General features: G+C 60.2%; 26 protein-coding genes. 12 read left to right on the forward strand and 14 right to left on the reverse strand.

Translation table 11 applies throughout. The features are described from left to right. On the reverse strand, positions 1-894 hold the full coding sequence (locus FFS64_RS05345; protein WP_137804498.1) for a LysR family transcriptional regulator: 894 nt from the start codon (positions 892-894) through the stop codon (positions 1-3). A 346-nt stretch (positions 895-1240) separates the two neighbouring features. Between FFS64_RS05345 and speB the strand changes: the two genes are divergently transcribed. The 6 genes from speB (at position 1241) to FFS64_RS05375 (ending at position 6847) form a co-directional block, all read left to right on the forward strand. Beyond that, positions 1241-2191, forward strand: a complete 951-nt coding sequence (speB, locus tag FFS64_RS05350; RefSeq protein WP_056853080.1) for an agmatinase — start codon at positions 1241-1243, stop codon at positions 2189-2191. A 9-nt stretch (positions 2192-2200) separates the two neighbouring features. Continuing rightward, positions 2201-2623, forward strand: a complete 423-nt coding sequence (locus FFS64_RS05355) for a nuclear transport factor 2 family protein (RefSeq protein WP_077047813.1) — start codon at positions 2201-2203, stop codon at positions 2621-2623. Between the two features lie 54 nt (positions 2624-2677). Continuing rightward, the gene (locus FFS64_RS05360) at positions 2678-4189 is read left to right on the forward strand and encodes a cytosine permease (protein WP_137804499.1); all 1512 of its coding nucleotides are present in this window, start codon (positions 2678-2680) and stop codon (positions 4187-4189) included. Between the two features lie 158 nt (positions 4190-4347). After that, complete coding sequence (locus FFS64_RS05365) at positions 4348-5727, forward strand: sodium:solute symporter (RefSeq protein ID WP_137804500.1); 1380 nt, start codon at positions 4348-4350, stop codon at positions 5725-5727. Between the two features lie 85 nt (positions 5728-5812). Then, positions 5813-6538 (forward strand): MBL fold metallo-hydrolase, encoded by a 726-nt coding sequence (locus FFS64_RS05370; RefSeq protein ID WP_137804501.1) that lies wholly within the window; start codon positions 5813-5815, stop codon positions 6536-6538. Between the two features lie 57 nt (positions 6539-6595). Beyond that, positions 6596-6847: a phosphopantetheine-containing protein gene (locus FFS64_RS05375; protein ID WP_095196407.1), complete on the forward strand. Its 252-nt coding sequence runs from the start codon at positions 6596-6598 to the stop codon at positions 6845-6847. A 186-nt stretch (positions 6848-7033) separates the two neighbouring features. On the opposite strand, the gene FFS64_RS31600 is transcribed toward FFS64_RS05375, so the two are convergent. The 4 genes from FFS64_RS31600 to FFS64_RS05390 all read right to left on the reverse strand — a co-directional run bounded on the left by FFS64_RS31600 (position 7034) and on the right by FFS64_RS05390 (position 10192). Next, positions 7034-7162, reverse strand: coding sequence for a PA1414 family protein (locus tag FFS64_RS31600; protein ID WP_007914492.1), 129 nt, complete (start codon positions 7160-7162; stop codon positions 7034-7036). Positions 7163-7301: 139 nt separating this feature from the next. Beyond that, positions 7302-8195 carry a LysR family transcriptional regulator gene (locus FFS64_RS05380; RefSeq protein ID WP_137804502.1) on the reverse strand — a complete coding sequence of 298 codons (894 nt, stop codon included), beginning with the start codon at positions 8193-8195 and terminating at the stop codon, positions 7302-7304. A gap of 77 nt (positions 8196-8272) precedes the next feature. Next, complete coding sequence (locus FFS64_RS05385) at positions 8273-9205, reverse strand: DMT family transporter (protein ID WP_137804503.1); 933 nt, start codon at positions 9203-9205, stop codon at positions 8273-8275. 150 nt (positions 9206-9355) lie between these two features. Next, on the reverse strand, positions 9356-10192 hold the full coding sequence (locus FFS64_RS05390) for a S1 RNA-binding domain-containing protein (protein WP_095196404.1): 837 nt from the start codon (positions 10190-10192) through the stop codon (positions 9356-9358). Positions 10193-10542: 350 nt separating this feature from the next. On the opposite strand from FFS64_RS05390, the gene FFS64_RS05395 reads away from it, so the two are divergent. Together FFS64_RS05395 and FFS64_RS05400 are read left to right on the forward strand one after the other, a co-directional pair. Then, positions 10543-10731, forward strand: a complete 189-nt coding sequence (locus FFS64_RS05395) for a hypothetical protein (protein ID WP_028621608.1) — start codon at positions 10543-10545, stop codon at positions 10729-10731. Positions 10732-10945: 214 nt separating this feature from the next. Beyond that, on the forward strand, positions 10946-11815 hold the full coding sequence (locus FFS64_RS05400; RefSeq protein WP_137804504.1) for a DUF6279 family lipoprotein: 870 nt from the start codon (positions 10946-10948) through the stop codon (positions 11813-11815). A gap of 69 nt (positions 11816-11884) precedes the next feature. Here FFS64_RS05400 and FFS64_RS05405 read toward each other — a convergent pair whose 3' ends face one another. Beyond that, a complete protein-coding gene (locus FFS64_RS05405) occupies positions 11885-12274 on the reverse strand; it encodes a transcriptional regulator (RefSeq protein ID WP_137804505.1) in 390 nt (129 codons plus the stop codon). A gap of 178 nt (positions 12275-12452) precedes the next feature. On the opposite strand from FFS64_RS05405, the gene FFS64_RS05410 reads away from it, so the two are divergent. Continuing rightward, the gene (locus FFS64_RS05410; protein WP_137804506.1) at positions 12453-13187 is read left to right on the forward strand and encodes a thioredoxin family protein; all 735 of its coding nucleotides are present in this window, start codon (positions 12453-12455) and stop codon (positions 13185-13187) included. Positions 13188-13468: 281 nt separating this feature from the next. Here FFS64_RS05410 and FFS64_RS05420 read toward each other — a convergent pair whose 3' ends face one another. The 6 genes from FFS64_RS05420 to FFS64_RS05445 all read right to left on the reverse strand — a co-directional run bounded on the left by FFS64_RS05420 (position 13469) and on the right by FFS64_RS05445 (position 19335). Further along, positions 13469-14272 carry an IclR family transcriptional regulator gene (locus FFS64_RS05420; RefSeq protein WP_137804507.1) on the reverse strand — a complete coding sequence of 268 codons (804 nt, stop codon included), beginning with the start codon at positions 14270-14272 and terminating at the stop codon, positions 13469-13471. Between the two features lie 60 nt (positions 14273-14332). Then, entirely contained in the window at positions 14333-15643 is a 1311-nt protein-coding gene (locus FFS64_RS05425; RefSeq protein WP_095196398.1) for an MFS transporter, read from the reverse strand. A gap of 190 nt (positions 15644-15833) precedes the next feature. Beyond that, a complete protein-coding gene (gene dgoD / locus FFS64_RS05430; RefSeq protein ID WP_137804508.1) occupies positions 15834-16982 on the reverse strand; it encodes a galactonate dehydratase in 1149 nt (382 codons plus the stop codon). 48 nt (positions 16983-17030) lie between these two features. After that, the gene (locus FFS64_RS05435; RefSeq protein WP_137804509.1) at positions 17031-17651 is read right to left on the reverse strand and encodes a 2-dehydro-3-deoxy-6-phosphogalactonate aldolase; all 621 of its coding nucleotides are present in this window, start codon (positions 17649-17651) and stop codon (positions 17031-17033) included. A gap of 19 nt (positions 17652-17670) precedes the next feature. Further along, entirely contained in the window at positions 17671-18663 is a 993-nt protein-coding gene (locus tag FFS64_RS05440) for a 2-dehydro-3-deoxygalactonokinase (protein ID WP_137804510.1), read from the reverse strand. Positions 18664-18852: 189 nt separating this feature from the next. Continuing rightward, positions 18853-19335 carry a GNAT family N-acetyltransferase gene (locus FFS64_RS05445; protein WP_137804511.1) on the reverse strand — a complete coding sequence of 161 codons (483 nt, stop codon included), beginning with the start codon at positions 19333-19335 and terminating at the stop codon, positions 18853-18855. 196 nt (positions 19336-19531) lie between these two features. On the opposite strand from FFS64_RS05445, the gene FFS64_RS05450 reads away from it, so the two are divergent. The 3 genes from FFS64_RS05450 to FFS64_RS05460 all read left to right on the forward strand — a co-directional run bounded on the left by FFS64_RS05450 (position 19532) and on the right by FFS64_RS05460 (position 21454). Then, complete coding sequence (locus FFS64_RS05450) at positions 19532-20737, forward strand: MFS transporter (protein ID WP_137804512.1); 1206 nt, start codon at positions 19532-19534, stop codon at positions 20735-20737. A gap of 84 nt (positions 20738-20821) precedes the next feature. Then, a complete protein-coding gene (locus tag FFS64_RS05455; RefSeq protein ID WP_137804513.1) occupies positions 20822-21160 on the forward strand; it encodes a hypothetical protein in 339 nt (112 codons plus the stop codon). A 39-nt stretch (positions 21161-21199) separates the two neighbouring features. Further along, entirely contained in the window at positions 21200-21454 is a 255-nt protein-coding gene (locus FFS64_RS05460; protein ID WP_137804514.1) for a hypothetical protein, read from the forward strand. Positions 21455-21563: 109 nt separating this feature from the next. Here the strand turns inward: FFS64_RS05460 and FFS64_RS05465 are convergent, their stop codons facing one another. After that, a complete protein-coding gene (locus FFS64_RS05465) occupies positions 21564-22493 on the reverse strand; it encodes a PfkB family carbohydrate kinase (protein WP_137804515.1) in 930 nt (309 codons plus the stop codon). Further along, entirely contained in the window at positions 22486-23952 is a 1467-nt protein-coding gene (locus FFS64_RS05470; RefSeq protein WP_137804516.1) for a cytosine permease, read from the reverse strand. Before FFS64_RS05470 ends, FFS64_RS05465 begins: the two co-directional genes overlap by 8 nt. Positions 23953-24065 lie beyond the last annotated feature (113 nt).

Here is a 24065-nt window from a genome sequence, read left to right on the forward strand (position 1 = left end):
TTAAACCTGATTGAGCTGCGCTTTAAGCAAATCGCGGAAGGTCTGGATCAGCGGCTCGCGGCTGCGGCCCCGGCGTACGATCATCGAAAACGGTGCCTGATAACCGAAGGTCGCCGGCAACAGCACACGCAAGTCGCCCTTGTCGGCCCAGGCCTGGGCGTAGTGCTCCGGCAAGTAACCGATGTAGGCGCCGGACAGCACCAGAATCAGCTGCGCCTCCATACTCTCCACCGTTGCGGCGCTGTGCTTGAAGCCGTGGCGGGCCAGTTCAGCCTGGCTCCAGTAACCACGACCGACCATGCGCTGCTGGGTGATGACCTGCTCGGGTATACGCCGCTCGCTGAACAGCGGATGCCGCGTGCTGCAATACAACCAATGCTGCTCGCGGTACAGCGGCATGTACACCAGACCGCTCATGCGCGTGGAAAACGCGCCGATGGCCAGGTCGAGGCGGTTGTCCTGCACGCCCAGTTGCAGTTCGTAGGGGCTCATGACCGACAGGTGCAAGTGTACGGCCGGGTGTTCCTGACTGTAGGCGCCGATGGCTTCGGCGAACGGCAAGGCCTTGTCGCTGACGGTGGAATCGATTACCCCCAGGTTCAACGTGCCGCGCAATTCACCCTTGAGTGCGGCGGCGTATTGCTCGAAACCTTCCAGCTCGCCGAGCAGGCGCAGGGTTTCCTGATGGAACAGCTCGCCCTTGCTGGTCAGGCTGAAACCGCCGCGGCCGCGATGGCACAGCACCAGGCCCAGCGCCGACTCGAGCTGACTCATGTAGGTGCTGATGGCCGAGGTCGACAGGTTGAGCTCTTGCTGGGCGTTGGCGAATCCCTGATGACGCACCACGCTGACAAAAATGCGCAATAGTTTCAGGTCGGGTAAAGCGTTGGCCATGGGGAACTCCGATTACAGGGTGATGCGCAATGCTCAAGTCAATGAAGATCTTTGTGGGAGCGAGCCTGCTCGCGATGAGAGCCTTCAGCCAACGTCAATGTTAACTGGCCCACCGCTTTCGCGAGCAGGCTCGCTCCCACAAGGTCTGTGCCTGGCATTGGGTTTTGCGTATGGGGTGAAGTCTATCGCCGTCACCCCCATTAGTTTAGAAAAATCTGAACTAAGTATTTGCGCGTAGCGATTCTTCCCGGCCACTACATTTCGCAGAATCGGCCCACAGCGGTGCCTGCGTCTCCCCGACCTGCGCAACCGACATAAATAAAACAACGACGATGAGGCCCTACCCGTGGACAAGATTCTTCACCAACCACTGGGCGGCAACGAAATGCCGCGCTTCGGCGGCATCGCCACCATGCTGCGACTCCCCCATGTTCCTACCGCTGCCGGCCTGGACGCTGCCTTCGTTGGCGTGCCTCTGGACATCGGTACCTCGCTGCGCCCAGGCACCCGTTTCGGGCCGCGTGACATCCGCGCTGAATCGGTCATGATCCGCCCGTACAACATGGCCACCGGTGCGGCGCCCTTCGACTCGCTGTCGGTTGCCGACATCGGCGACGTGGCGATCAACACCTTCAACCTGCTGGATGCCGTACGGATCATCGAAGAATCCTACGACAACATCCTCGAACACGACGTGATCCCCCTGACTTTGGGTGGCGACCACACCATCACCCTGCCAATCCTGCGTGCCATCCATAAGAAGCACGGCAAGGTCGGCCTGGTGCACATCGACGCCCACGCCGATGTGAACGATCACATGTTCGGCGAGAAAATCGCCCACGGCACCACCTTCCGTCGCGCTGTCGAAGAAGGCCTGATCGACCCGGACCGCGTTGTGCAAATCGGCCTGCGTGCCCAGGGTTACACCGCTGACGACTTCAACTGGAGCCGCAACCAGGGCTTCCGCGTGGTGCAGGCCGAAGAGTGCTGGCACAAATCCCTGGCGCCGTTGATGGCCGAAGTGCGTGAGAAAGTCGGTGGTGGCCCGGTGTACCTGAGCTTCGACATCGACGGAATCGACCCGGCGTGGGCGCCTGGTACCGGCACCCCGGAAATCGGTGGCCTGACGACCATTCAGGCGATCGAGATCGTTCGTGGCTGCCAAGGCCTCGACCTGATCGGTTGCGATCTGGTAGAAGTCTCGCCCGCTTACGACACCACGGGTAACACCTCGCTGCTGGCCGCCAACCTGCTGTACGAAATGCTCTGCGTACTGCCTGGCGTGGTCCACCGCTGAGGATCGGTCATGAACGAACGTGATCAGGTTTTGAAAGCGGCTGCCGACCTGGTGTCCGCCTTCGCCCGAAACGATCGCGAAGCCTACTTCGGCGCGTTCAGCGCCGATGCCAGCTTCGTTTTCTACACCCTCGAACAGCCCCTGTTGTCGCGCGACGCCTACCAGGCGTTGTGGGACAGCTGGCGTGCCGAGGATGGCTTCGAGGTGCTGTCGTGCACTTCGAGCAACGCTTTCGTCAGCCTGCAGGGTGACGTGGCGATTTTCATCCATGACGTGGCCACCGAGCTGCGCATGCAAGGGGAGCAACACTTCAGCCAGGAGCGCGAGACGATTGTTTTCAAGAAACAAGCGTCTGGCCAAGAACAACAAGGCCTGTGGCTGGCCTGTCACGAACATTTGTCCGCTATGCCGGAAGGGCTGCCAACCCCTTAGCCAAACAGGTGACGCTCACACACGATGAGCGCGCCTTTATGATCGGAGCAGATCATGAATAACAACAACAACGAAAAAAGCCTTAGCAGCATCGAAACAAACGGGGTCGAACAGATCCCGGACAATGAACGCGACGCCCGGCCCAGCGACCTGTTTCGCTTGATCTTCGGCGGCGCGAACACCTTTGCCACCGCCGTACTCGGCAGCTTCCCGGTACTGTTCGGCCTGTCGTTCCAGGCGGGCGTCTGGGCGATTGTGCTGGGTGTGGTGCTCGGTGCATTGATTCTGGCGCCAATGGGCTTGTTCGGCCCTATCAACGGCACCAACAACGCGGTGTCCTCCGGCGCGCACTTCGGCGTACACGGGCGCATCGTCGGCTCTTTTCTGTCGCTGTTGACCGCTATCGCGTTTTTCTCGCTCTCCGTCTGGAGCTCGGGTGATGCACTGGTGGGGGGTGCCAAACGCCTGATCAATTTGCCGGAAACCGATCTGACCCTGGGCCTGGCCTACGGCCTGTTCGCGCTGCTGGTTTTGACCGTGTGCATCTACGGCTTCCGCTTCATGCTGTGGGTCAACCGCATCGCGGTGTGGGCGGCCAGCCTGCTGTTCCTGCTGGGCATTTTCGCCTTTGCTCCGGCTTTCGACAGTCAATACGCCGGCACGGTGGCCATGGGTCAGGCCGGTTTCTGGGCAGCCTTTATCGGTGCCGCGCTGGTGGCCATGAGCAACCCGATTTCCTTCGGCGCGTTCCTTGGCGACTGGTCGCGCTACATTCCGCGTGAGACGCCCAAAGGCAGGATCATGCTGTCGGTCATAGCGGCGCAACTTGCCACCTTGATCCCGTTCCTGTTCGGCCTCGCCACCGCCACCATCGTGGCGATCAAGGCGCCGGACTACATCGCGGCCAACAACTATGTCGGTGGTCTGCTGGCGGTATCGCCGAGCTGGTTCTTCCTGCCGGTGTGCCTGATTGCGGTGATCGGCGGCATGTCCACAGGCACCACCTCGCTCTATGGCACCGGGCTGGACATGTCCAGCGTGTTTCCACGAGTGCTGTCGCGGGTCAAGGCCACGCTGCTGATCGGCGTGATGTCGATTGCCTTCATCTTCATTGGCCGCTTCGCAGCGAACCTGGTGCAGAGCGTGTCGACCTTCGCCGTGCTGATCATCACCTGCACGACCCCGTGGATGGTGATCATGATCATCGGCCTGCTGGTCCGTCGCGGCTTCTACTGCCCGGATGACTTGCAAGTGTTCACCCGCGGCGAAAAAGGTGGCCGCTACTGGTTCACCCACGGCTGGAACTGGCGTGGCCTGGGTGCCTGGATCCCGAGCGCGGCCATCGGCCTGTGCTTCGTGAACCTGCCGGGGCAGTTCGTCGGACCACTGGGCGAACTGGCCGGCGGTATCGACATCAGCCTGCCGGTGACCCTGGGCCTGGCCTCGGTGGTGTACCTGGTATTGCTGAGCCTGTTCCCGGAATCGACTGCGGTATTCGGCCCGAATGATCCACGCAGCAAGAGCACGGATTCGCTCGTTAAACCGGCGATGCGACAAGTCGCCTGAAATACCTGTGGGAGCGAGCCTGCTCGCGAAGACGGCGGCACATCCAACAAAGGTGTGACCGATAGAACGCTTTCGCGAGCAGGTTCGCTCACACAAAGAGCAGCCCCACAGAAACGTCTTAGTTTCACCATAAAAAAGACAATCGGAGACACGCCATCATGGCTTTGGATTTATTCGTCGTACTCATCTACGCCGCCGCGATGCTGATACTTGGCTACTACGGCATGCGCAAGGCCAAGACCAACGAAGACTTTTTGGTTGCCGGTCGTAACCTCGGCCCGAGCCTGTACATGGGCACCATGGCGGCCACCGTCCTCGGCGGCGCGTCCACCGTGGGCACCGTGCGTCTGGGCTATGTGCATGGCATCTCCGGTTTCTGGCTCTGCGCCGCACTGGGTTGCGGGATCGTGGCGCTGAACCTGTTCCTGGCCAAACCGCTGTTGAAACTGAAGATCTACACCGTTACCCAGGTGCTGGAGAAACGCTACAACCCGATGGCCCGCTCCGCGAGCGCGGTGATCATGCTGGCGTACGCGCTGATGATCGGCGTGACCTCGATCCTGGCGATCGGCACCGTACTGCAAGTGCTGTTCGGCCTGCCGTTCTGGATCTCGGTACTGCTCGGTGGTGGCGTGGTGGTGATCTACTCGGCCATTGGCGGGATGTGGTCGCTGACCCTGACCGACATCGTCCAGTTCGTGATCAAGACCGTTGGCCTGATGTTCATCCTGTTGCCAATCTGCCTGTACCGCGTCGGCGGCTGGGATGAACTGGTGTTGAAACTGCCGGCGGCGAGCTTCAGCTTCACCACCATCGGTTGGGACACCATCATCACCTACTTCATGATCTACTTCTTCGGCATCCTGATCGGTCAGGACATCTGGCAACGGGTGTTCACCGTCAAGACCGCCAAAGTGGCTCAGGTCGCCGGTACGTTCGCCGGTATCTACTGCATCCTCTACGGCCTGGCCTGCGCCTTGATCGGCATGGCCGCTCACGTGCTGATCCCGGACCTGGACAACGTCAACAACGCTTTCGCCGCCATCGTGAAACTGTCCCTGCCGGACGGTGTCCGTGGCCTGGTCATCGCTGCCGCACTGGCAGCCATGATGTCCACCGCCAGCGCCGGCCTGCTCGCCGCCGCCACCACCCTGACCGAAGACCTGCTGCCGAAACTGCGTGGCGGCAAACAGTCGAGCCTGGGCCTCAACCGTATCGTCACTATGCTGACCGGTGTTGTGGTACTCGGTATCGCCCTGGTGGTAAACGACGTGATCAGTGCCCTGACCCTGGCCTACAACCTGTTGGTGGGCGGCATGCTGATCCCGCTGATCGGTGCGATCTTCTGGAAACGCGCCACCACCGCCGGCGCCATCGCCAGCATGGGCATGGGCTTCGCCACGGCCCTGCTGTTCATGGTCAAGGACGGTCTGGATGCCAACACCCCTATCTACTACAGCCTGGCTGTAGGTCTGGTGAGCTTCGTGGTGATCAGTCTGATGTCCCGTCGCCCGGCAGTGGTGGCCAGTGCCGCCTAAGCTGAACATAACAACTTGATGCTTTCTTCGACGGGTGTGGCGTCGGTTGCCACACCCGTTTTTTTTCGCCTGAAGGAAAGTGCCTATGAAGATCGTCAGCCGCGATCAGTGGTTCGAGGTGAAGCAACTCAGCGACGGCATCCGCCTGATTCACGAGCCTTACATTCGCCCCTTCTACCGCTGCAATCTTTGGTTTGTTCAAGGCCGTAACAAAGACCTGCTGCTGGACAGCGGCTCCGGGCTGGTCAGCCTGCGCGAGCAATTGCCGTGGATCACCGAGCGGCCCCTGGTGGCAGTGGCCAGTCATTGCCATTTCGACCACATTGCAGGGCATCATGAGTTTGCTGAACGCCTGGTGCATCCGGCCGAAGCGCAGATCCTGGCCGCACCGGACGGTGAAAACGATTTGAGCCGGGCGTTTGTCGGCGACGACATGTTCGAGGCGCACCCCGATTGTCCGTTGTGCTACGCCGAGTATCGGGTCAAGGCTGCCCCGGCAACGGGCTTGATCGAAGAAGGCGATGTGCTGGACCTGGGCGACCGTGTGCTGCAAGTGCTGCACACGCCGGGACACTCGCCGGGCGGCATCAGCCTGTACGAAGCCGCGACCGAGACCTTGTTCAGCGGCGACATCATCTACGACGGGCCGCTGATCGAGGACGCCTACCACTCCAACCTCGATGACTACGCTCGCAGCCTGCAACGCTTGCGCGCCCTGCCGATCCGCACGGTGCATGGCGGACATTTCGGCAGTTTTTCCGGGGATCATCTACGCCACATGATTGACGAGTGGCAACGCTCACACGGCTGAAGCCTGCTGTACTCAAGCCCAGGGCCAATAAAACAACAACGCCCTTGAAGAGTCATCATGAACAAAGCCGCCATTCGCGCCGCCGTGCACCGCTACATCAGCCGCCTGCTGGAGGGTCAGGATGACTTCGACGACAACGCCAGTCTGGCGCAGTTGGGATTGGATAAAACGGATATCGAAGAGCTGATCTTCCATCTGGAAGATGAACTCGGCTTGACGGCGTTTACCGCCGAGGAAGACCGGATGCTCAAGACGGCCAGGACGGCGAATGACTTGAGCCGGTTTTTGATGGAGATTGGGCGGCATTGAAACCACGCGCCATCAGAGCAGCTACACCCTCTGTGGCGAGGGAGCTTGCTCCCGTTCGAGGGCGAAGCCCTCGCAAACCTGTCCAAGCGCCACAAATGAAACCGTGCGATCAAGAGGGGCCGCTTCGCAGCCCAGCGGGAGCAAGCTCCCTCGCCACAAAAGCACCCTCTCCCAACGCTTGTTCGCTTACCGGCGACGCTGCTGGCGTCGGCGCTGTTCGTCGTCGGTGCGAATTGGCACAGGTTGCAGAGGCGGTTCGATCAAACCGAGCGCGACACCCAGGTCATGCAGCCAGTTTTGGATTTTCTCTTTCATGATGCCCCCTTCAGGGTAGTGCCGAGCGACCGGAATTCTGTAGCCGCTTCGAACTGATAATAGTCCGAAGTCCTGAGCAATGCTCGCCCAAAGTGGCAATGATCTGTTACTGAATGGCTCACAATCCGACCGCATTAAATCATGCAATCGCCCGGGCTGGAATTTGCGCCGACGGATAGAGCGCCCGCTGCTCCTCGATCCACGCATTCAGGTTGGCCCCGGCCATGCCCTTGCGCCACATCAGCCAGGTCGTGGCCGTGGCAAACGGCTCAGGCAGAGGATGGACCGTCACACTTTCGCGGCCCGGCAGGCTGGCAAGCATTGACTCCGACATCAATGCCACGCCGGAACCTGCAATCACACAGGCGAGCATCCCCGGATAGGATTCGATCTCAATCGCCCGCCCCATGACCGCGTGGTCCCGGGAGTACCAGGATTCCAGACGCATCCTGTAGGAACAGCCCTGGCGAAAGGTGAATACCGAACGCCCTTCCACGTCCCGCGCGCTGAGTACCGGCGGGTGATCCGCCTCGCTGACCAGCACCAGCCGTTCCTCGCACAGCAACACACCATCGAGCATGGCAAGTTCGGGTGGACCGTCCACCAGCGCCGCATCGAGCCGGCCGGTGAGCAAACCTTCCAGCAATTCACCGCTGGGTCCGGACTGCACTTGCAAATTCACCGCCGGGTAACGCTTGTGATAGCGCGCCAACAACGCCGGGAGGTGAATGGCGGCGGTGCTGTACATGGTGCCGAGCACGAAGTCGCCGGCCGGTTGTCCACCCTGCACCGCGGCATGGGCTTCATCGTGCAAGGCGAACAGCTTGGCGGTGTAATCCAGCAGGACTTTACCCGCAGGCGACAACTGCAAACGCTGACGCTCGCGAACGAACAGTTCGACGCCCAACTGCTCCTCCAGCTGCTTGAGCCGGGTCGACAGGTTGGACGGCACGCGGTGCAGGCGCTCGGCGGCGCGGGTGATGGACTCTTCCTGCGCTACCGCCTGGAAGATCCGCAACTGGCTGAACTCCACGACATTCTCCAAAAAAGAACAAGTGACTCACTATTATTCTTTTACAGAGAATGTCAATCCATCAGATGCGAAGGTACTCAGGGCTGCCCAAGTGCTCTGCGCAACCGGCGGCGCACCCACTGCTCGGCGCTGACAAAGGTGATGCCCAGCAGTACCAGCACCGCGCCAATGACAAAGTTCAGGGTCAGTTTTTCCCCCAGCAACACCACCCCAAACGTAACGCCAAACAACGGCGTCATGAACGAAAACACCGCCAGGTTTGCCGCCAGATACCGGCGCAGCAACCAGAACCAGATCAGGTAGCTGAAGAACGACACCACCACGCCCTGAAACAGCACACTGGCAATCGCCACGCCGGTCAAACTGACGTGGGTAATCTGACCGCTGAGCAGCGCAATCAACAACAGGCCGATGAAGCCGACGATCAACTGATAGAACAGCGTCAGGGTCACCGGCGCCTCCGACAATCGCGAAGCCCGCACCACCACCGTGGTCGCGCCCCAAGCCGCGCCGGCCAGCACGCCCAGCGCATCCCCCATCAACATCCGGTAATCGAGATTGTCCCAGGACATGCCACCGGCAAACGCGATGGCGATCCCGACGAACGCGAGGAAAATTCCCAGCCATTGCACAGGCCGCAAACGCTCGCTCGGCAACAGCCAGTGCACACCCAGTGCGGTGAAAATCGGTGCGGTGTAGAGAAATACCGACATGTGCGCGGCCGTGGTCAATTGCAGGCCTTCGGAAATGAAGAAGAACTCCAGACCGAACAAGGCGCCGGCCAACAAGCCACCGCGCCAGGTCGCACCGACCTGATCCCAACCGCCCTTCCAGCAGATCAGCAACCCCACCAGCAACGCAGACATGCCGGAACGCGCGGCGGCCTGCATGACCGGCGCAATGTCGGGCGCCGCCCACTTGATCATCACCTGCTGAACACCCCAGACCAGGCACAACCCCAACATCACTTGCAGGGCAAATCCATCGGCGCTACGCCGGGTGGCGCTCACCGGAAAACCTCGACAACGACACAATCCATGGCAACGACTCGACAGTAAAAGCAAAACCCCGGCGCATGGCCGGGGCGAAAAATTATTCTATCGATTATTAACCAGATGGGCAGAAATTGCCCCTGTATGTGCTGCCGCAGGGGACGAAGATCAGCTCAGTTCAATGCGATCAGCATGAATGACAATCTGGCCATTCTTGTACAGCGCACCGATGGCCTTCTTGAAGTTGCCTTTGCTGACGCCGAACATGCTACTGATCACAGTCGGGTCGCTCTTGTCGCTGACCGGCAGGGTGCCGTTGTTCTCGCGCAACTTGGCGAGGATCTTCGAGTTAAGGCTGGTGGCCGCTTCCTGGCCGACCGGTTGCAGACTCAGGCTGATCTTGCCATCGGCACGAACTTCCTTGATGAAGCCTTTCTCTTCCTTGCCCGCACGCATGAACTTGAAGATTTCGTTCTTGTGAATCAGGCCCCAGTGCTTGTTGTTGATGATTGCCTTGAAACCCATGTCGGTGGCTTCGGCAACCAGCAAGTCGACCTCTTGGCCCGGGGTGTAGTTGGCCGGGGTCTTGTCCAAATAGCGGTCCAGGCGCGCCGTCGCGGTGATGCGGCGGGTGTGTTTGTCGAGATAGACATGCACTACGGCGTATTCGCCGGCCGTCATCTGGCGCTTTTCTTCCGAAAACGGCAGCAATAGATCCTTTGGCAGCCCCCAATCGAGGAACACACCAATGCTGTTGACTTCAACAACTTTCAAACTGGCAAATTCACCGACTTGAACTTTCGGTTTTTCAGTCGTCGCGATAAGTTTGTCATCGCTGTCCAGATAAACAAAAACATTGAGCCAGTCTTCATCTTCGCTGGGAATATCTTTTGGAATATAACGATTAGGCAAAAGAATTTCGCCATCCGCGCCACCGTCCAGATATAAACCGAAGTTAGTGTGTTTAACCACTTGCAAACTGTTGTAACGCCCGACTAAAGCCATGTCCAATACCCTCATTGCGTGGGCGGCATTCTACCCGGTTTTGCGGGCCGCGTTCGGCGGCCAGCCCACCGGCGCGAGAAATTCCTCTGCAGGCCTTCATTTTCCTGGGTTTTACCGTGCTACTCCCGCCGCTCGTCAGACTGCCCCGAGGATTTTCCTCGCTGCCAGCCCACCAGGGCATCCTGTTTTGGCGGACCACGTTTTTATTTAAAACAGCGACTTAGAGACAATTATCAAATAATGATCCGCTAATTATCCCGATCCGCCCTGGGCCATCCAAAGGATAATTGCCAAGCAAATTGCAGGTAATTCCTGTACGATGCCTGGCCAAGTTAATTTTCTACAGGTTAATGGCCGCCATGCGCGTAAAAGCATCCACCAGCAAAGCAAAGCCAGCTCCAGCCGTCGAAACCAGCGAATCGATCAACAACCAGATCGCTGCCTTCCTCAAATCCGGCGGTGAAATCCAGCAAATTGCCAAGGGCGTCAGCGGCCAGACGTTCGGCCCGTCCAAGCAGATCACTCTGGGCAAAAAATAAAAGCCCAAAAGTAATACCTCGCATCACCTGGTCCACAAGCGCTTTGAGCTTCGAAGCGCTTGGACTGGAACCCTCCCCCGCAACATCTCCCCCAAAAGACATGTACAGAAACAACGCCACGGCCCGCCGTCTATTGATCGGCTGAACTGCCGGGCTCATCCTGCGTTCACATGAGAATCAGTCCCCGAAGCCAGGCTTTCGCAAGGATTCGCCCATGTCCCGCTGGTTGAAACAGCTCGCTTTCGTACTCACCGTGACGCTCGCTCTCGGCGCGTGCAGCCGCATGGGCCTGGCCTACCGCAACCTCGACGTGATCATCCCCTGGACGCTCAGCGATTACCTGGACATGAACGGCGAGCAAAAAGGCTGGTTGAACGAACGCCTCAAGGAACACCTGACCTGGCACTGCACCACACAACTGCCTGGCTATCTGGACTGGCTGGATCGCTTGCAGACCATGGTTGCGACCAATCAGGTAACCGATGCTGCATTGCAAGCCCGCACCGAAGAAGCCGAACAGGCGATCGCCGAGACCGCACGGGAAATCACCCCGTCCGCCATCGAGTTGCTGCAAGGACTGGATGACCAGCAGGTCGCCGAAATGAACGAGGCCTTCGCCAAGGACCAGCGCAAACGCCAGGCGCTGTATCTCAAGCCGTCCCTTGATCAGCAGATCAAGGACCGCGGCGAACGCATGGAAAAACGCCTGGATGCCTGGCTGGGGCCACTCACTCCCCCTCAGCAACAACGCGTCGTGGCGTGGTCGAACGCTCTGGGTGACCAGAATACCCAGTGGCTCGCCAACCGCGTCCACTGGCAGAAGCAATTCAGTGCGGCCGTTGCGCAACGTCACAGCCCTGAATTCCCACAACGAATCGAGATACTTCTGGTGAATCGAGAGCGCTTGTGGACACTGGCCTACCGCGAAGCCTTCGCCAAAACCGAAGCCCAGGCGCGTTCACTGTTTGTGGACTTGATGGCGCAAAGCACGCCGCAGCAACGTGAGCGGTTGCTGACGAAAATCGAGGGGGTGAGGAAGGATTTCAGTGATTTGAAGTGTCTGAAGGCGGCACGGCGAGGTTAAGCACAACATAGATATAGATCTAATGTGGGAGCGAGCCTGCTCGCTCCCACAGGGGGGTACTTGTAGTTCTCAAGCAATCTGCGCCTTCGAAGCCACCTCATCAAACGTCACTTCATCCAGTGCATCTTCCTGCTCATCCAGCACCTGGCGCGGATGGTCATTACCGGGAATGCTGCTGTCGATCAGGCTCAATAACCTCGAACCGCGCATCGTCAAAATGTAATTGGAACCCGTGCCGCCCTGATCCTCGGGCCGGGGTTCGATATAGCCTCGCGCCAACAGCAATTTTTCATACTCACCGGCCACTGCTTTCAGATGGTCGAGGTTTTCAGTGACCTCGCCTTCGGCCGCTTTGGCCGCCACGTACTGTTCGGCATAAGACCGTGGCGTGAAGCTGGCTTCGCCGTGCTGCACCTCATGCAGCAAACGCTCAATCAAATCCCAGTTATAAGTCGTCATCCTGATTCAACCTCCGGAGCCCGAGAGTGAGAGGGGCTTCATAGTTTGTGACCGGCGTGGTCGGTAGCCGTTCAGCTCAGGTTTTTGCTACGACCGACCGGCGGTATGTCGAATTACCCCAGGGCCAAACGACTAGGCTGTGTAAGTCACCTCCCAGCCCCACGCAGGAGAAATCACCATGAACATTCAGAATCATCCCGTCGTGTCCCGGGAAGAATGGCTCGCCGCCCGCAAACAGCACCTGGCCCACGAAAAGGCCTTCACCAATGAACGGGACAGACTCAGCGCCGAACGCCGCGCCCTGCCCTGGGTGAAAATCGACAAGGACTACCATTTCCAGGGGCCGCAAGGCGAACTGAAACTCGCCGACCTGTTCGGTGGCCGCAGCCAGTTGGTCATTTACCACTTCATGTTTGCCGAAGGCTGGGATGAAGGCTGCCCTGGCTGCTCGTTCCTCTCCGACCACATCGACGGCGCCAACCAGCACCTGGCCCACCACGATGTAGCAGTGGTAGCGGTTTCCCACGCCCCGTTCGCCGAATTCCAGGCCTTCAAACGGCGCATGGGCTGGAAATTTGACTGGGTGTCATCCGAAGGCTGCGACTTCAACTACGACTTTGGCGTCTCGGCCCGAGCCGAAGACGTCGCCTCCGGCAAAGCCACCTACAACTATGAAAAGACCGACGGCTCCGAAGAAGAACTGCCAGGGCTCAGCGTGTTTTATCGCAATGAAACCGGTGAGATTTTTCACACCTACTCGACCTACGCCCGTGGTCTGGACCTGCTGGTCGGTGCCTACAACTACCTGGACCTGACGCCCAAAGGGCGCAATGAGGAGGAAATCATGGACTGGGTACGACATCACGACAAGTATGAAGACACGGTGAAATCCAGTTGCTGCCATGGCGGTTGAATTAGATACACCGCAGGTCCTTTGTGGGAGATTCTATGTTGCCCGGCAACCCTGAACTCTCAGGCTGACAGGTATTTGCTCTGATTTTTCATCAGGGCAAATGCCACCCGACAGAGCTTTCGGGCCAAGGCGAGCAAGGCTTGGGTTTTCGAGAAGCCACTAGCCAGGTGTGCATCGTAAAACGGCCTCCAAGGATCTGCCGGATAAATGCCAGTTGATCGATCAGCGCTTGAAGGAGCTGGGTGTGGCTGAGAAGAAGGCCGAAACCTGACGTTCGTGCCTTACACCTTCAAACCCAGCTCTGCCGACAACCGGGCCGTAACCCCCTTGATCAGGGGAATCAGCTCGGCCATTTTTTCCAGCGGCATGTAGGGCACGGTACTGGCGATGCTGATGCCGGCGACAATGCGCTTGCTGGCATCGCGGATCGGTGCCGCCACGCAGCGTATCGAGGGTTCGTTGTCTTCCAGATCGAAGGCATAGCCACCGGCTACATAATCGAGCATGCGCTGCTGGAACTGCTCCCAGGACTGCTCCGGATGCTGCGGCCAGAACTGATTTTTTCCGCCTGCCGGCAGGCTGATTTCGTACAGCCGCTGCCACTCTTTCGGTGTGTCATCAAGCATCAGGGCCTTGCCGATCCCGGTGCGCGCCAAAGGCATGCGATGGCCGACCCGCGAACGCATTTCCGGGCCATTGCGCCCCGGATTCTTGTGCAGGTACAGCACTTCATCGCCTTCGCGGATGGCCAGGTGAATGGTGTCGCCGGTCAACGCCGACAGTTCATCCAGATACGGCCCCGCCAGGGTCACCAGCGGCAACTCTTCCCGCGCCTGAAACCCCAGCTCGATCAGCTTCGGCCCCAGCAGATAACCGACTTGCGGCACCACCCGCAGATAACGTTCGTCCACCAGGCAACTGGCCAGACGATGGGTGGTGCTGCGCGTGGTGCCGATCAGTCGGGCGATTTCCTTGAGATCGCGGGCACCGCTGGCTACGGCCTGAACCACACCCAGACCGCGAAGCAGGGTCTGGGTGCCGGTCGGCGCGGCGTCCTTGGCGATTTTTGGGGCGTCTTCCTGCATATTCAGCCTTTACCGTTGAGCGAGGGAACGGGCGGCATTATGGTCGCCCGCATGCCAAGACTACAACTTGATACGCTCGACCTTGCCCACCAGCAACACGTAGGAAAGTGCCCCCATCAACGCCAGCACCGAGATGTAGGTGATCGCCGGTGCGAACGAATCGCCCGTGGCGAGGAAACCGATGACAATCGGCGTGGCGATGGCCGACAGGTTGCCGATGAAGTTGAACACCCCGCCGGTCAAACCCAGCAAGCGCGCCGGCGCCAGGGTCGACACCAGCGACCAGGTGATTGAAGCCAGGCCGTTGCCGAAAAACGCCAACGCGAGGAAGGCGATCACCAGGGGCGTCGACTCAACGAAGTTGGCACCGATGATCGAGGTGGAAATCAGCAAGCCACTGATGATCGGCAATTTACGGGCAAAACCCACTGAGTAGCCGCGACGGATCAGGAAGTCGGAAAAGAAACCCGAACACAGCACGCCGACAAAAGCCGCGAGAAACGGCAGCGAAGCCAGCAGGCCGGACTTGATGAAGTCCATGCCACGATATTTCACCAGATAGGTCGGGAACCACGTCAGGAAAAACCACAGCGTCGAGTTGAGGCAGAACTGGCCGAGGTAGATGCCCCAGAGTTTGCGCTTGGTCAGGACAATGCCGAGGTCGGTCCAACTGAATTTGGCTTTGACTTTGGCTTGTTCGGACTGGATGTCGACGAGGCCACCGCCTTCGCGGATCAGCTCGATTTCGGCATCGTTGGCACCTTTGAAATCCCGGGGTTCGCGATAGACCGCGTACCAGATCACGGCCCAGATAATGCCCACCGCGCCGGTGCTGACGAACACCATGTGCCAGCCATAGTGATGCTGCAGCCAGGCCAGCACCGGTGTCAGGAACGCCAGGCCGACAAACTGCCCGGAGGTGTAGAAACCGATGGCCGTAGCCCGTTCGCGCTCCGGAAACCAGGTGGTGACGACGCGGCTGTTGATCGGATAGGCCGGTGCTTCCAGAGCGCCTACCGCCATGCGCAGCACGAACAACGCAATGAAACTGGCGGCGAAACCGAGCATCACCGTGGCCACCGACCACAGCAACAGTGCAACGCTGTAGAGAATGCGCGGCGGTACCCGGTCCACCAGCCAGCCACCGGGAATCTGCATGGCGGCGTAGGTCCAGCCAAAGGCTGAAAAGATCAGGCCGACGTGAATCGGATCGATACCCAGGTCGCTGGTCAGCGCCGGCGCGGCAATCGACAGGTTGCTGCGGTCCAGGTAGTTGATCACCACGGTGATGAACAGCAGGACCATGATGAAAAACCGCTTGCGGCTGGGCGTCACCAACGACGCCTGCCCGGTGAGGGTTTGCGGTTGCATGGGGGGTGCCTCTTTTTATGTTTATTGAGGTCGAAATCAGGGTTTACGCAGATCCCACTGCTAATGGAGATCAAACTGTGGGAGCCAGCCTGCTGGCGATAGCGGTGTATCAGTCACCGTAAATGCTGAATGTGCCGACCAAATCGCCAGCAGGCTGGCTCCTACAGGGGTTCAGTGGTGTGTCAGTGACTCACCACTCGGCAAAACTGCCATCGGCGTGGCGCCAGATCGGGTTGCGCCAGCGGTGGCCGACGGCCGCGCGTTCGATCACGTATTCCTCGTTGATCTCGATGCCCAGGCCCGGGCCATTCGGGATCTTCACGAAGCCTTTGTCGTAGTCGAATACCCGCGGGTCTTTCACGTAGTCGAGCAGGTCGTTGCTCTCGTTGTAGTGGATGCCCAGGCTTTGCTCCTGGATGAACGCGTTGTAGCAGACCGCATCCAGTTGCAGACACGCGGCCAATGCAATCGGACCCAACGGGCAATGCAGCGCCAACGCCACGTCGTAGGCCTCGGCCATGTTGGCGATCTTGCGGGTTTCGGTGATGCCGCCGGCGTGGGACGCATCGGGCTGAATGATGTCGACATAGCCTTCGCTGAGTACGCGCTTGAAATCCCAGCGCGAGAACAGGCGCTCACCCAGGGCAATCGGCGTGCTGGTCAGCGGCGCCAGTTCCTTGAGCGCTTCATAGTTTTCGCTGAGTACCGGCTCTTCGATGAACATCAGTTTGTACGGGTCGAGTTCCTTCATCAGCACCTTGGCCATCGGCTTGTGCACCCGGCCATGGAAGTCCACGCCGATGCCGACGTTCGGACCCACCGCATCACGTACGGCCGCGACGTTGGCCAGGGCCAGGTCGACCTTTTCGAAGGTATCGAGGAACTGCAACTCTTCGGTGCCGTTCATTTTCACCGCGGTGAACCCACGGCTGACCGCTTCTTTTGCCGCCCGCGCGGTGTCTGCAGGACGGTCGCCGCCGATCCACGAATACACGCGAATCTTGTCCCGCACCTGGCCACCCAGCAGGTCGCTGACCGACACACCCAACGCCTTGCCCTTGATGTCCCACAACGCCTGGTCGATACCGGCCAGGGCGCTCATGTGGATCGCACCGCCGCGATAGAAGCCACCGCGGTAAAGCACGGTCCAGATGTCTTCGATGTTGCGTGGGTCTTTGCCGATCAGGTAGTCGGACAATTCTTCAACGGCGGCGGCAACGGTGTGAGCGCGGCCTTCGACCACGGGCTCGCCCCAGCCGGTAACGCCATCGTCGGTTTCGACCTTGAGGAAGCACCAGCGCGGCGGAACGATGAAGGTGGTCAATTTGGTGATTTTCATCTGGTTGTCTCTCTTGTTATTTGCAGCGCGCTCGGCGCCGGAAAAGTCTTAACGCAGAGCGTTCCATGCAGCGACATAGGCCTTGGCATTGACCGCCACCTGCTCAGGCGTCATACCCGGTTTGAACAGGCCGGAGCCCAAGCCGAAGCCTTTGACACCCGCGTCGATGAACACCTGCATGTTGTCCGGGGTGATCCCGCCGACCGGCGCCAGAATCGTTCCCGCCGGCAGCACCGCGAGCCAGGCTTTGACGACCGCCGGGCCCATCTGCTCGGCCGGGAACATCTTCAGCACATCCGCGCCTTCGGCAAGCGCCGCGAAGGCTTCGGTCGGCGTGGCGACGCCCGGCGACAGGTACAAACCGGCCGCTTTCGCCGCGCGCAGCACCTTGGGATCGCTGTGGGGCATGACGATCACCTGGCCACCTGCCGCCTTCACTTGCTCGACCTGCTCCGGCGTCAGCACCGTGCCTGCACCGATCAGGCAATCGGCGGGCAAGGTACTGCGCAGGATGCGGATACTTTCGTACGGCTCGGGGGAATTGAGTGGTACTTCGATGACGCGAAATCCGGCCGCGTACAGGACTTCTCCGATGGTGGCGGCTTCTTGCGGACGCAGGCCGCGCAGGATCGCGATCAGACCGTTTTGCGCCAGTGCTTGTTTGAGCATGTCAGGACTCCAGTCAGGTTTAGCGGGATGGGCTGGCGGCAATCAATCCGGCGGCGACCGCCAGTTGCCACAACCCGTGTTCGGTGGCCTGTTCGGCCAGGGTCACCCGGGCAAAACCGCAGGCGTCGAGGGCCCGGCTGTAGCGGCTGCACAGTTGGGAATTGCCGATCAGGATGATTGAAGGCAGGTGCACGGTGTTGCGTCGGCGTCGTTGAACGTTGGCCAGGGCTACCAGCTCATGGCCAATCAGCAAGCCGGACAGATAATCCGTCTGCGCCGTGGCGCTCAGTTCACCGGTCAGGCCCAGGCTGCGGGCACTGAACAGGGTCGACAGCACACCGATGTCGCCGTCCGCCGATAACGCGACCTGCACGCCGCGATCGAAAGCCTCGCCATCGAACGAGCCGCCGCGCTGCTGCGTGCGCCCCAGAATGCTATGTTCGCTGAGTACGGCGAAGACTTCGCCTGTCATGAACGTATCGAAATGCACGATGCAGCCTTCGGCCACTTCCACCCATTTCGAATGGCTGCCCGGCAGGCCGATCAGCAGATCGGCGCCCGTCTCGCTCGACAGGGTTTGCAGCACGCCGAGTACCTGGGTTTCTTCGCCGCGCATGACGTTGGGCAAGTGCGAACGCTGAATCACCCCAGGCACGATGTGCACGTCAACACCGCGAAGGCTGCGCACGATGTGCAGGGAGGTTCCGAGATTGGCGACGTTCGCCGGTGTATCGCGGTAGGCCGCTTCGCGCCAGCCCTGGGCGCTGCCGACCATGCCGCAGGCAATCACCGGCAAATCGGGTTGGGCATCGAGCCAGTCACCGCAGGCTTCATCGAAGGCCAGTTCAAAACCGTCGGTGCATTCGCGACCGCCGATGATTCGTGGCGCCTTGGGCAGCTGCATGATCCCCGACGACAGCGAACGCTGCTCGAGCACCTGGCCGCCCGCGGCAAGTTTGTAAGCACGTAATGAGGTTGTCCCCCAATCCAGCGCGATCAATTGCGCCCGCATCGCTTCACCTGTTCTGTTTTTTGGCAGTGAGTGAGGCGGACTATAAACCTGGATGCCTACAAATCTCAATATATAAATATCAATCCCACATATTGAGACAAAGCAAAAAAAGATCGCAGCCTTCGGCAGCTCCCACATGGACCGCGATCCTGTTGGAGCAGCCTCAGGCTGCGATCTTTTACAAGCCGATCAATGACCTTCGGCGAACTCGCGCAGCACCTTGCCATCCATGCGATAGCGAACCCACTCTTCCTGCGGCTGCGCGCCCAGGGATTTGTAGAATTCGATGGCCGGGGTATTCCACTCCAGCACGCTCCATTCGAAGCGCCCGCAGTCATTGGCGCAGGCGATCTTGGCCAAGTGCCGCAGCAAGGTTTTGCCCGCACCGCCGCCACGTTGTTCCGGGGTGATGTAGAGATCTTCAAGGTACAGGCAGTTGCTGCCCAGCCAGGTGGAATAGCTGAAGAAAAACACCGCGAAGCCGATCGCCACGCCGTCGCGCAGGCAGATCAAACCATGGGCGGTGGCGCCTTCGCTGAACAGGCTGCGCTCGATGTCGGTCACGCTGGCAATGACTTCATGGCGGGCACGTTCGTAGTCGGCCAGTTCAGTGATGAACGCGAGGATTTGCGGAGCATCACTGGGGGTCGCCGGGCGGATTTCGATCGTCATGGACGTGCCTTGTCAGAAGTGGAAAACGCCATACTAATTCGACGCAGGATTTGTGGCGAGGGAGCAAGCTCGCGCACCTGCAGGAGCTTTTACTCCGGCCCGCGCTAACCCTGGCATCGCGAAGCTCGGACCTAACATAAGCGCGTTGCGTGATAGATAGATGACCTGCGCATTTATCAGGTCAAGGAACCGCGTCATGTCTACCGCAACACCTCCCGTCTCCAGCAAGTTGTTCGGCCTGTTTTGCCTGGCCAGTTACTTGCTGTCGCTGTCCTACGGTTCGACCTTTTTGCTGTCGCTGCTGATCGGTTCGCGCGGGGGTAACGAGCATGATGCCGGCAGTGTGATTTCGGCAGCGATGCTCAGTACCTTTGTAGCCGTCATTGTCTCCGGTCACCTGTCCGACCTGCTCGGCGCGGCGCGTTCGGTGGCGCTGTTCGGCGTCCTGCTGGTGGCCGCCAGCCTGGGCTTCGCACTGACGCCGGGCTTCGGCAATCTGCTGCTGTTTTTCGGGCTGTTGCTGGGCTTGGGTTGGGGCGTGTTCTACACCCTCGGGCCAATCATCGTAGCGAGCCTGGTAACACCCGCGCAGCGCGCCAAATACTTTGCCTTGCTGTCGGGCAGCATGATGACCGGGATTGGCAGCGGTCCATTGCTGGGGAGAGTTGCGAGCGCCCTCGGCTACCCGGTGACGGTGGCGTTCTACCTTGCTGCGCTGGCCAGTCTGGTCGGTGTATTGCTGTTCTGGCGGCTGGATCGGCACCTGAAAAAAGCCTCGGTGCAGTTGACTGTCGTGTCGCGAATTTCCTGGCGTGCAACTGTGCAGGTGCTGTCGTCCCGGGCGGTGCTGCCGATCATTATGGTCGGCCTCGGCGGTTGCGTTTTCGGTGGTCTGTCAAGTTTCCAGACCAGCTACGCCGCTGCACGCTCGCTCGACTATTCGCTGTTCTTCCTCGGTTTCATGAGCGCCGCGATCAGCAGTCGCCTGTTGATCGCCGGCATCGTGGTCAAGCGCGATCCGTTGCGCGCCTCATGCCTGCTGTCGGGATTGATGATGGGCTCGATCCTGATGTTCGGTTTCGTGGTCGACGACGGCTTCACCTATGTGCTGGCAGCGGTGATGCTCGGGGTCGGTTACGGGCTGACCTATTCGGTGATCAACGGCCTGGCCGCCAATGAGGCCCCGGGCGGCACCACTGCACAGTCCTTGTTGCTGTTCAGCCTGTCGTACTTCATCGGCGTGTTCGGCTTTCCGCTGCTCGCCGGAAAAATCATCGTCGAGCATGGAATGGCGACGTTGCTGCTCACCGTGCTGGCGGTCGCCTCGCTCAACTGGTTGATCACCGTGGGGCGCCTGATCTGGCGCCGGGTCGCTACGGCCAGGGCATTACAGCACGCCTGAACCGTTCGTCGTTCATCAGGCACCAAATCGAAACGGGGGTGGACCAACGTCAGGTAAGGACACTCAATCAAGGGAGACACCACCATGATCTCGTCCAGGCTGACCGCCCTCGCCCTCGCTGCCCTGCTGTCCCCGCTCGCCATCGCCGCGACCGCCGCGTCCGGCACCGGCCCGACCAACCCGGTCGAAAGCCCCAAGGCCCCCGCCATCCAGAGCGCCCCCGGAATGAACACCAACGGCACGGGCGTCGACAGCAGCCTGCCACCGTCCACCGGCACCGATCCACGGACACAGGGCAACGACGCCGGTCGCCAAGGCGGGCTGAACCTGCCGGACACAAGGACACCCGATAACGCAGGCTCCGGCATCGGCTCGAAAACCACCACCGGTGGTTCGGGGTCCGAAGGTGGTGTCAGCCAGTAGTTCCTCGCAATACCTTCCCATCGTAATGAAGAGGTAACCATGAACGTCGATAAAAACCTGGAAAAAGAAGTCCTGACCCGCCTGTTGCACGCCCACCCAAGTGGTTTGGGCAAGGAGGTCCTGGACAATTACCGGGGGGAGAAAGTCGTTGCCAGTACCCTCGCCATACTGCAGGAGCGCGGACTGATTCAGCACGGCAACGTGCAGTGCAACGAATCCGGCGAGCACTCGCTGAACCTGCCGATCAAACTCAGCGCCGCCGGGGTTGAAGCGGCACGCAAGCTGGATGTTTGATTTATGTATTGAATATTAGGGCCCCTTCGCGAGCAGGCTCGCTCCCACAGGGGATTTGTGTCGTTCACAGATCCCCTGTGGGAGCGAGCCTGCTCGCGAATGCGATGGATCAGCCGTCAACTGCCTTACTGATGAACTCATCAACTTCAGCAGTCCCCGGCGAAGTCGCCGGCCCCCACCGAGTCACCGCCAATGCCGCCGCCGCATTCGCCCGACGCGCCGCATCCAGTGCCGACAACCCTTGTGCCAGTCCCGCCACAAACACCCCGGCGTGGGCATCTCCGGCGCCATTGCTGTCCACCGCTTCAACCTGGAAGCCCGGCACATGCCGACGCTCGGAACCTTGGTTGATCCAGCACCCTTGCGGCCCGTCACGCACCACCATCAAAACTTTCGCCGGAAGAAGCTCGGCCAGGCGATGCAGCGCTTCATCGATATCCGACGCCCCGGTAAAACGCAGGGCTTCGACGCTGTTGCTGGTCCAGATATCAATGCGCGGCAGTAACGACTTCATCAATGGTGCATCCGGCGAGTCCACCAGCGGGCCGGGGTCGAATACCACGTGAATGTCGTCTGGCAGCGTCAGCACGAAGTCCACCAGCGCCTGCGCCTTGCCCACATGCAGCAGGCTATAGCCGCTGACGCAGACATAATCACCCGCCTCCACCGGCACGCTGGCCAGGTCTTCGGCAGTCAACTCGCCCTCGGCACCGATGTAGGACACGAAGCTGCGTTCGGCCGAAGCGTCCGTGATGGCTACGCACAAGCCGGTATCGCGTTCGGCGGGATGGGCGATGCCGATGTAGATACCTTCGGTCAGCATCGCTGCGCGGGCCAGGTCGCCGAAACGCCCGGTGCCGTGTCGACCGAGGTAGACCACCGGCAAGCCATTACGCTGCGCGGCGGCCATCACGTTGAAGCCGCCACCGGCTTCGAAACTGGCCGATTGCGCCAGCGCATCGCCACCCGCTTGCGGCAATTGATCCACCGCCATGACCAGGTCGATGATGACCTGGCCGGTGTACAGCATCTTAGGCATGAGCATTCTCGACCAGCGCAGCGCGACGATCCTTCGCCCCGCCGAGTACAAAATACAGGCCACCGGCGACCACAAAGGTCACGATCCAGCCCAGGCCGTTATGCCCCAGCCACGAGTCGGACAGGAAGCCCTTGAACCAGACGTTTTCTGCCGTGGTGCCGATGGTGGTGAAGCTGAAACCCAGCACGATCGCCACCACCCAGGCACTGAACGCTCGCCACTCGACGCCACCGCGATACCAGTAGGCGCTGCTCGGGCTGACGTCCAGCAGATCCTTGGGGCTGTAATAGTGACGGTGAATCAGGTCGACCACGAAGATCCCGACCCACGCGGTGATTGGCACCGCCAACAGGGAAATGAAGGTAATGAACGGGCCGTAGAAGCTGTCGGCGATCAGCATGAAGTAGATGGAACCGGCGAAGATCGCGACGATGTCCACCACCACGGCGTAGACGCGTTTGACCTTCAGGCCGAGGGTCAAGGTGGTCAGGCCGGCGGAGTACACCGACAGATTGTTCGACAGCAACAGGCCGCCGAACGCGGTGATCAGGTACGGCACGGCCATCCAGGTCGGCAGCATGTCACGGATGGCGATGATCGGATCGGTGGCCTGGGCCAGGTCGTTGTTGCCCACCGACAACAGGCCGCCGAGGGTGATCAACAGTACCAGCGGAATCCCCGCGCCGAATGCCGCCGATGTCACCAGGCGCACGGCTTTGACACTGCGGTGCTGATAGCGCGACATGTCCGCACCGGCGTTGGCCCAACCGATCCCGGTGCCGGCCGCCATGGTGCCGATGCCGATGATCATCGCGCTCATGGGTGCTGGCGTGGCGTTAAATACCGCACTCCAGTCGATGGTGGCGCAGAGGAAGCCGCCGACCAGAATGTTCAGCGCGCCGAACACGTAGGTCGCCCATCTCTGGATCACCAGCAATGTCGCGTGACCGAGGCCGGACACCGACAAGGTCAGGAGCACGAAAATTGCGATGAACACCAGCGTCAGTACCGGCGCGCTTTTCGCTTCAACCGGCGAGCCGAACAGAATCGAACACAGCGACAGCAGCACGAATGCGGCTGTAGTGGTGTTGACGGTTTCCCAGCCCAGGCGCGACATCAGCGACACCAGGGTCGGACCGATATTGCCGCGCACACCAAAGATCGCGCGGGACAGGGTCAGGCTTGGTGCACGGCCACGGCGGCCGGCGATGGAAATGATCCCGACCACTGCGAAAGAACCGGCGGCACCGAGGATGGCAACGATGATCGCCTGCCAGATCGCCAGCCCGCGAAACGCCACAAGTGTCGCGCCCAGCGGCAGGCCGAGGATGGAAATGTTGGCTGCGAACCAGACCCAGAACAGCTGCAACGGATGACCATTGCACTCGGCTTCCGGCACCGGTTCGATGCCGCGGGTTTCCAATTGCCCGGCACTCTGCCCGGCGTTCGATGAACTCATGAAAATGCTCCTGTTGCCATTTTTGTGTTTGTGGGCAATTAGGGAAATCGACACAACATCCCGGCCATCCTGGCTGTGTTGGTGCGTTCCATTGCGGGTTATCAAATTGAATC

Origin of the sequence: Pseudomonas sp. G(2018) (assembly GCF_005502415.1) — a bacterium.
GTDB lineage: Bacteria > Pseudomonadota > Gammaproteobacteria > Pseudomonadales > Pseudomonadaceae > Aquipseudomonas.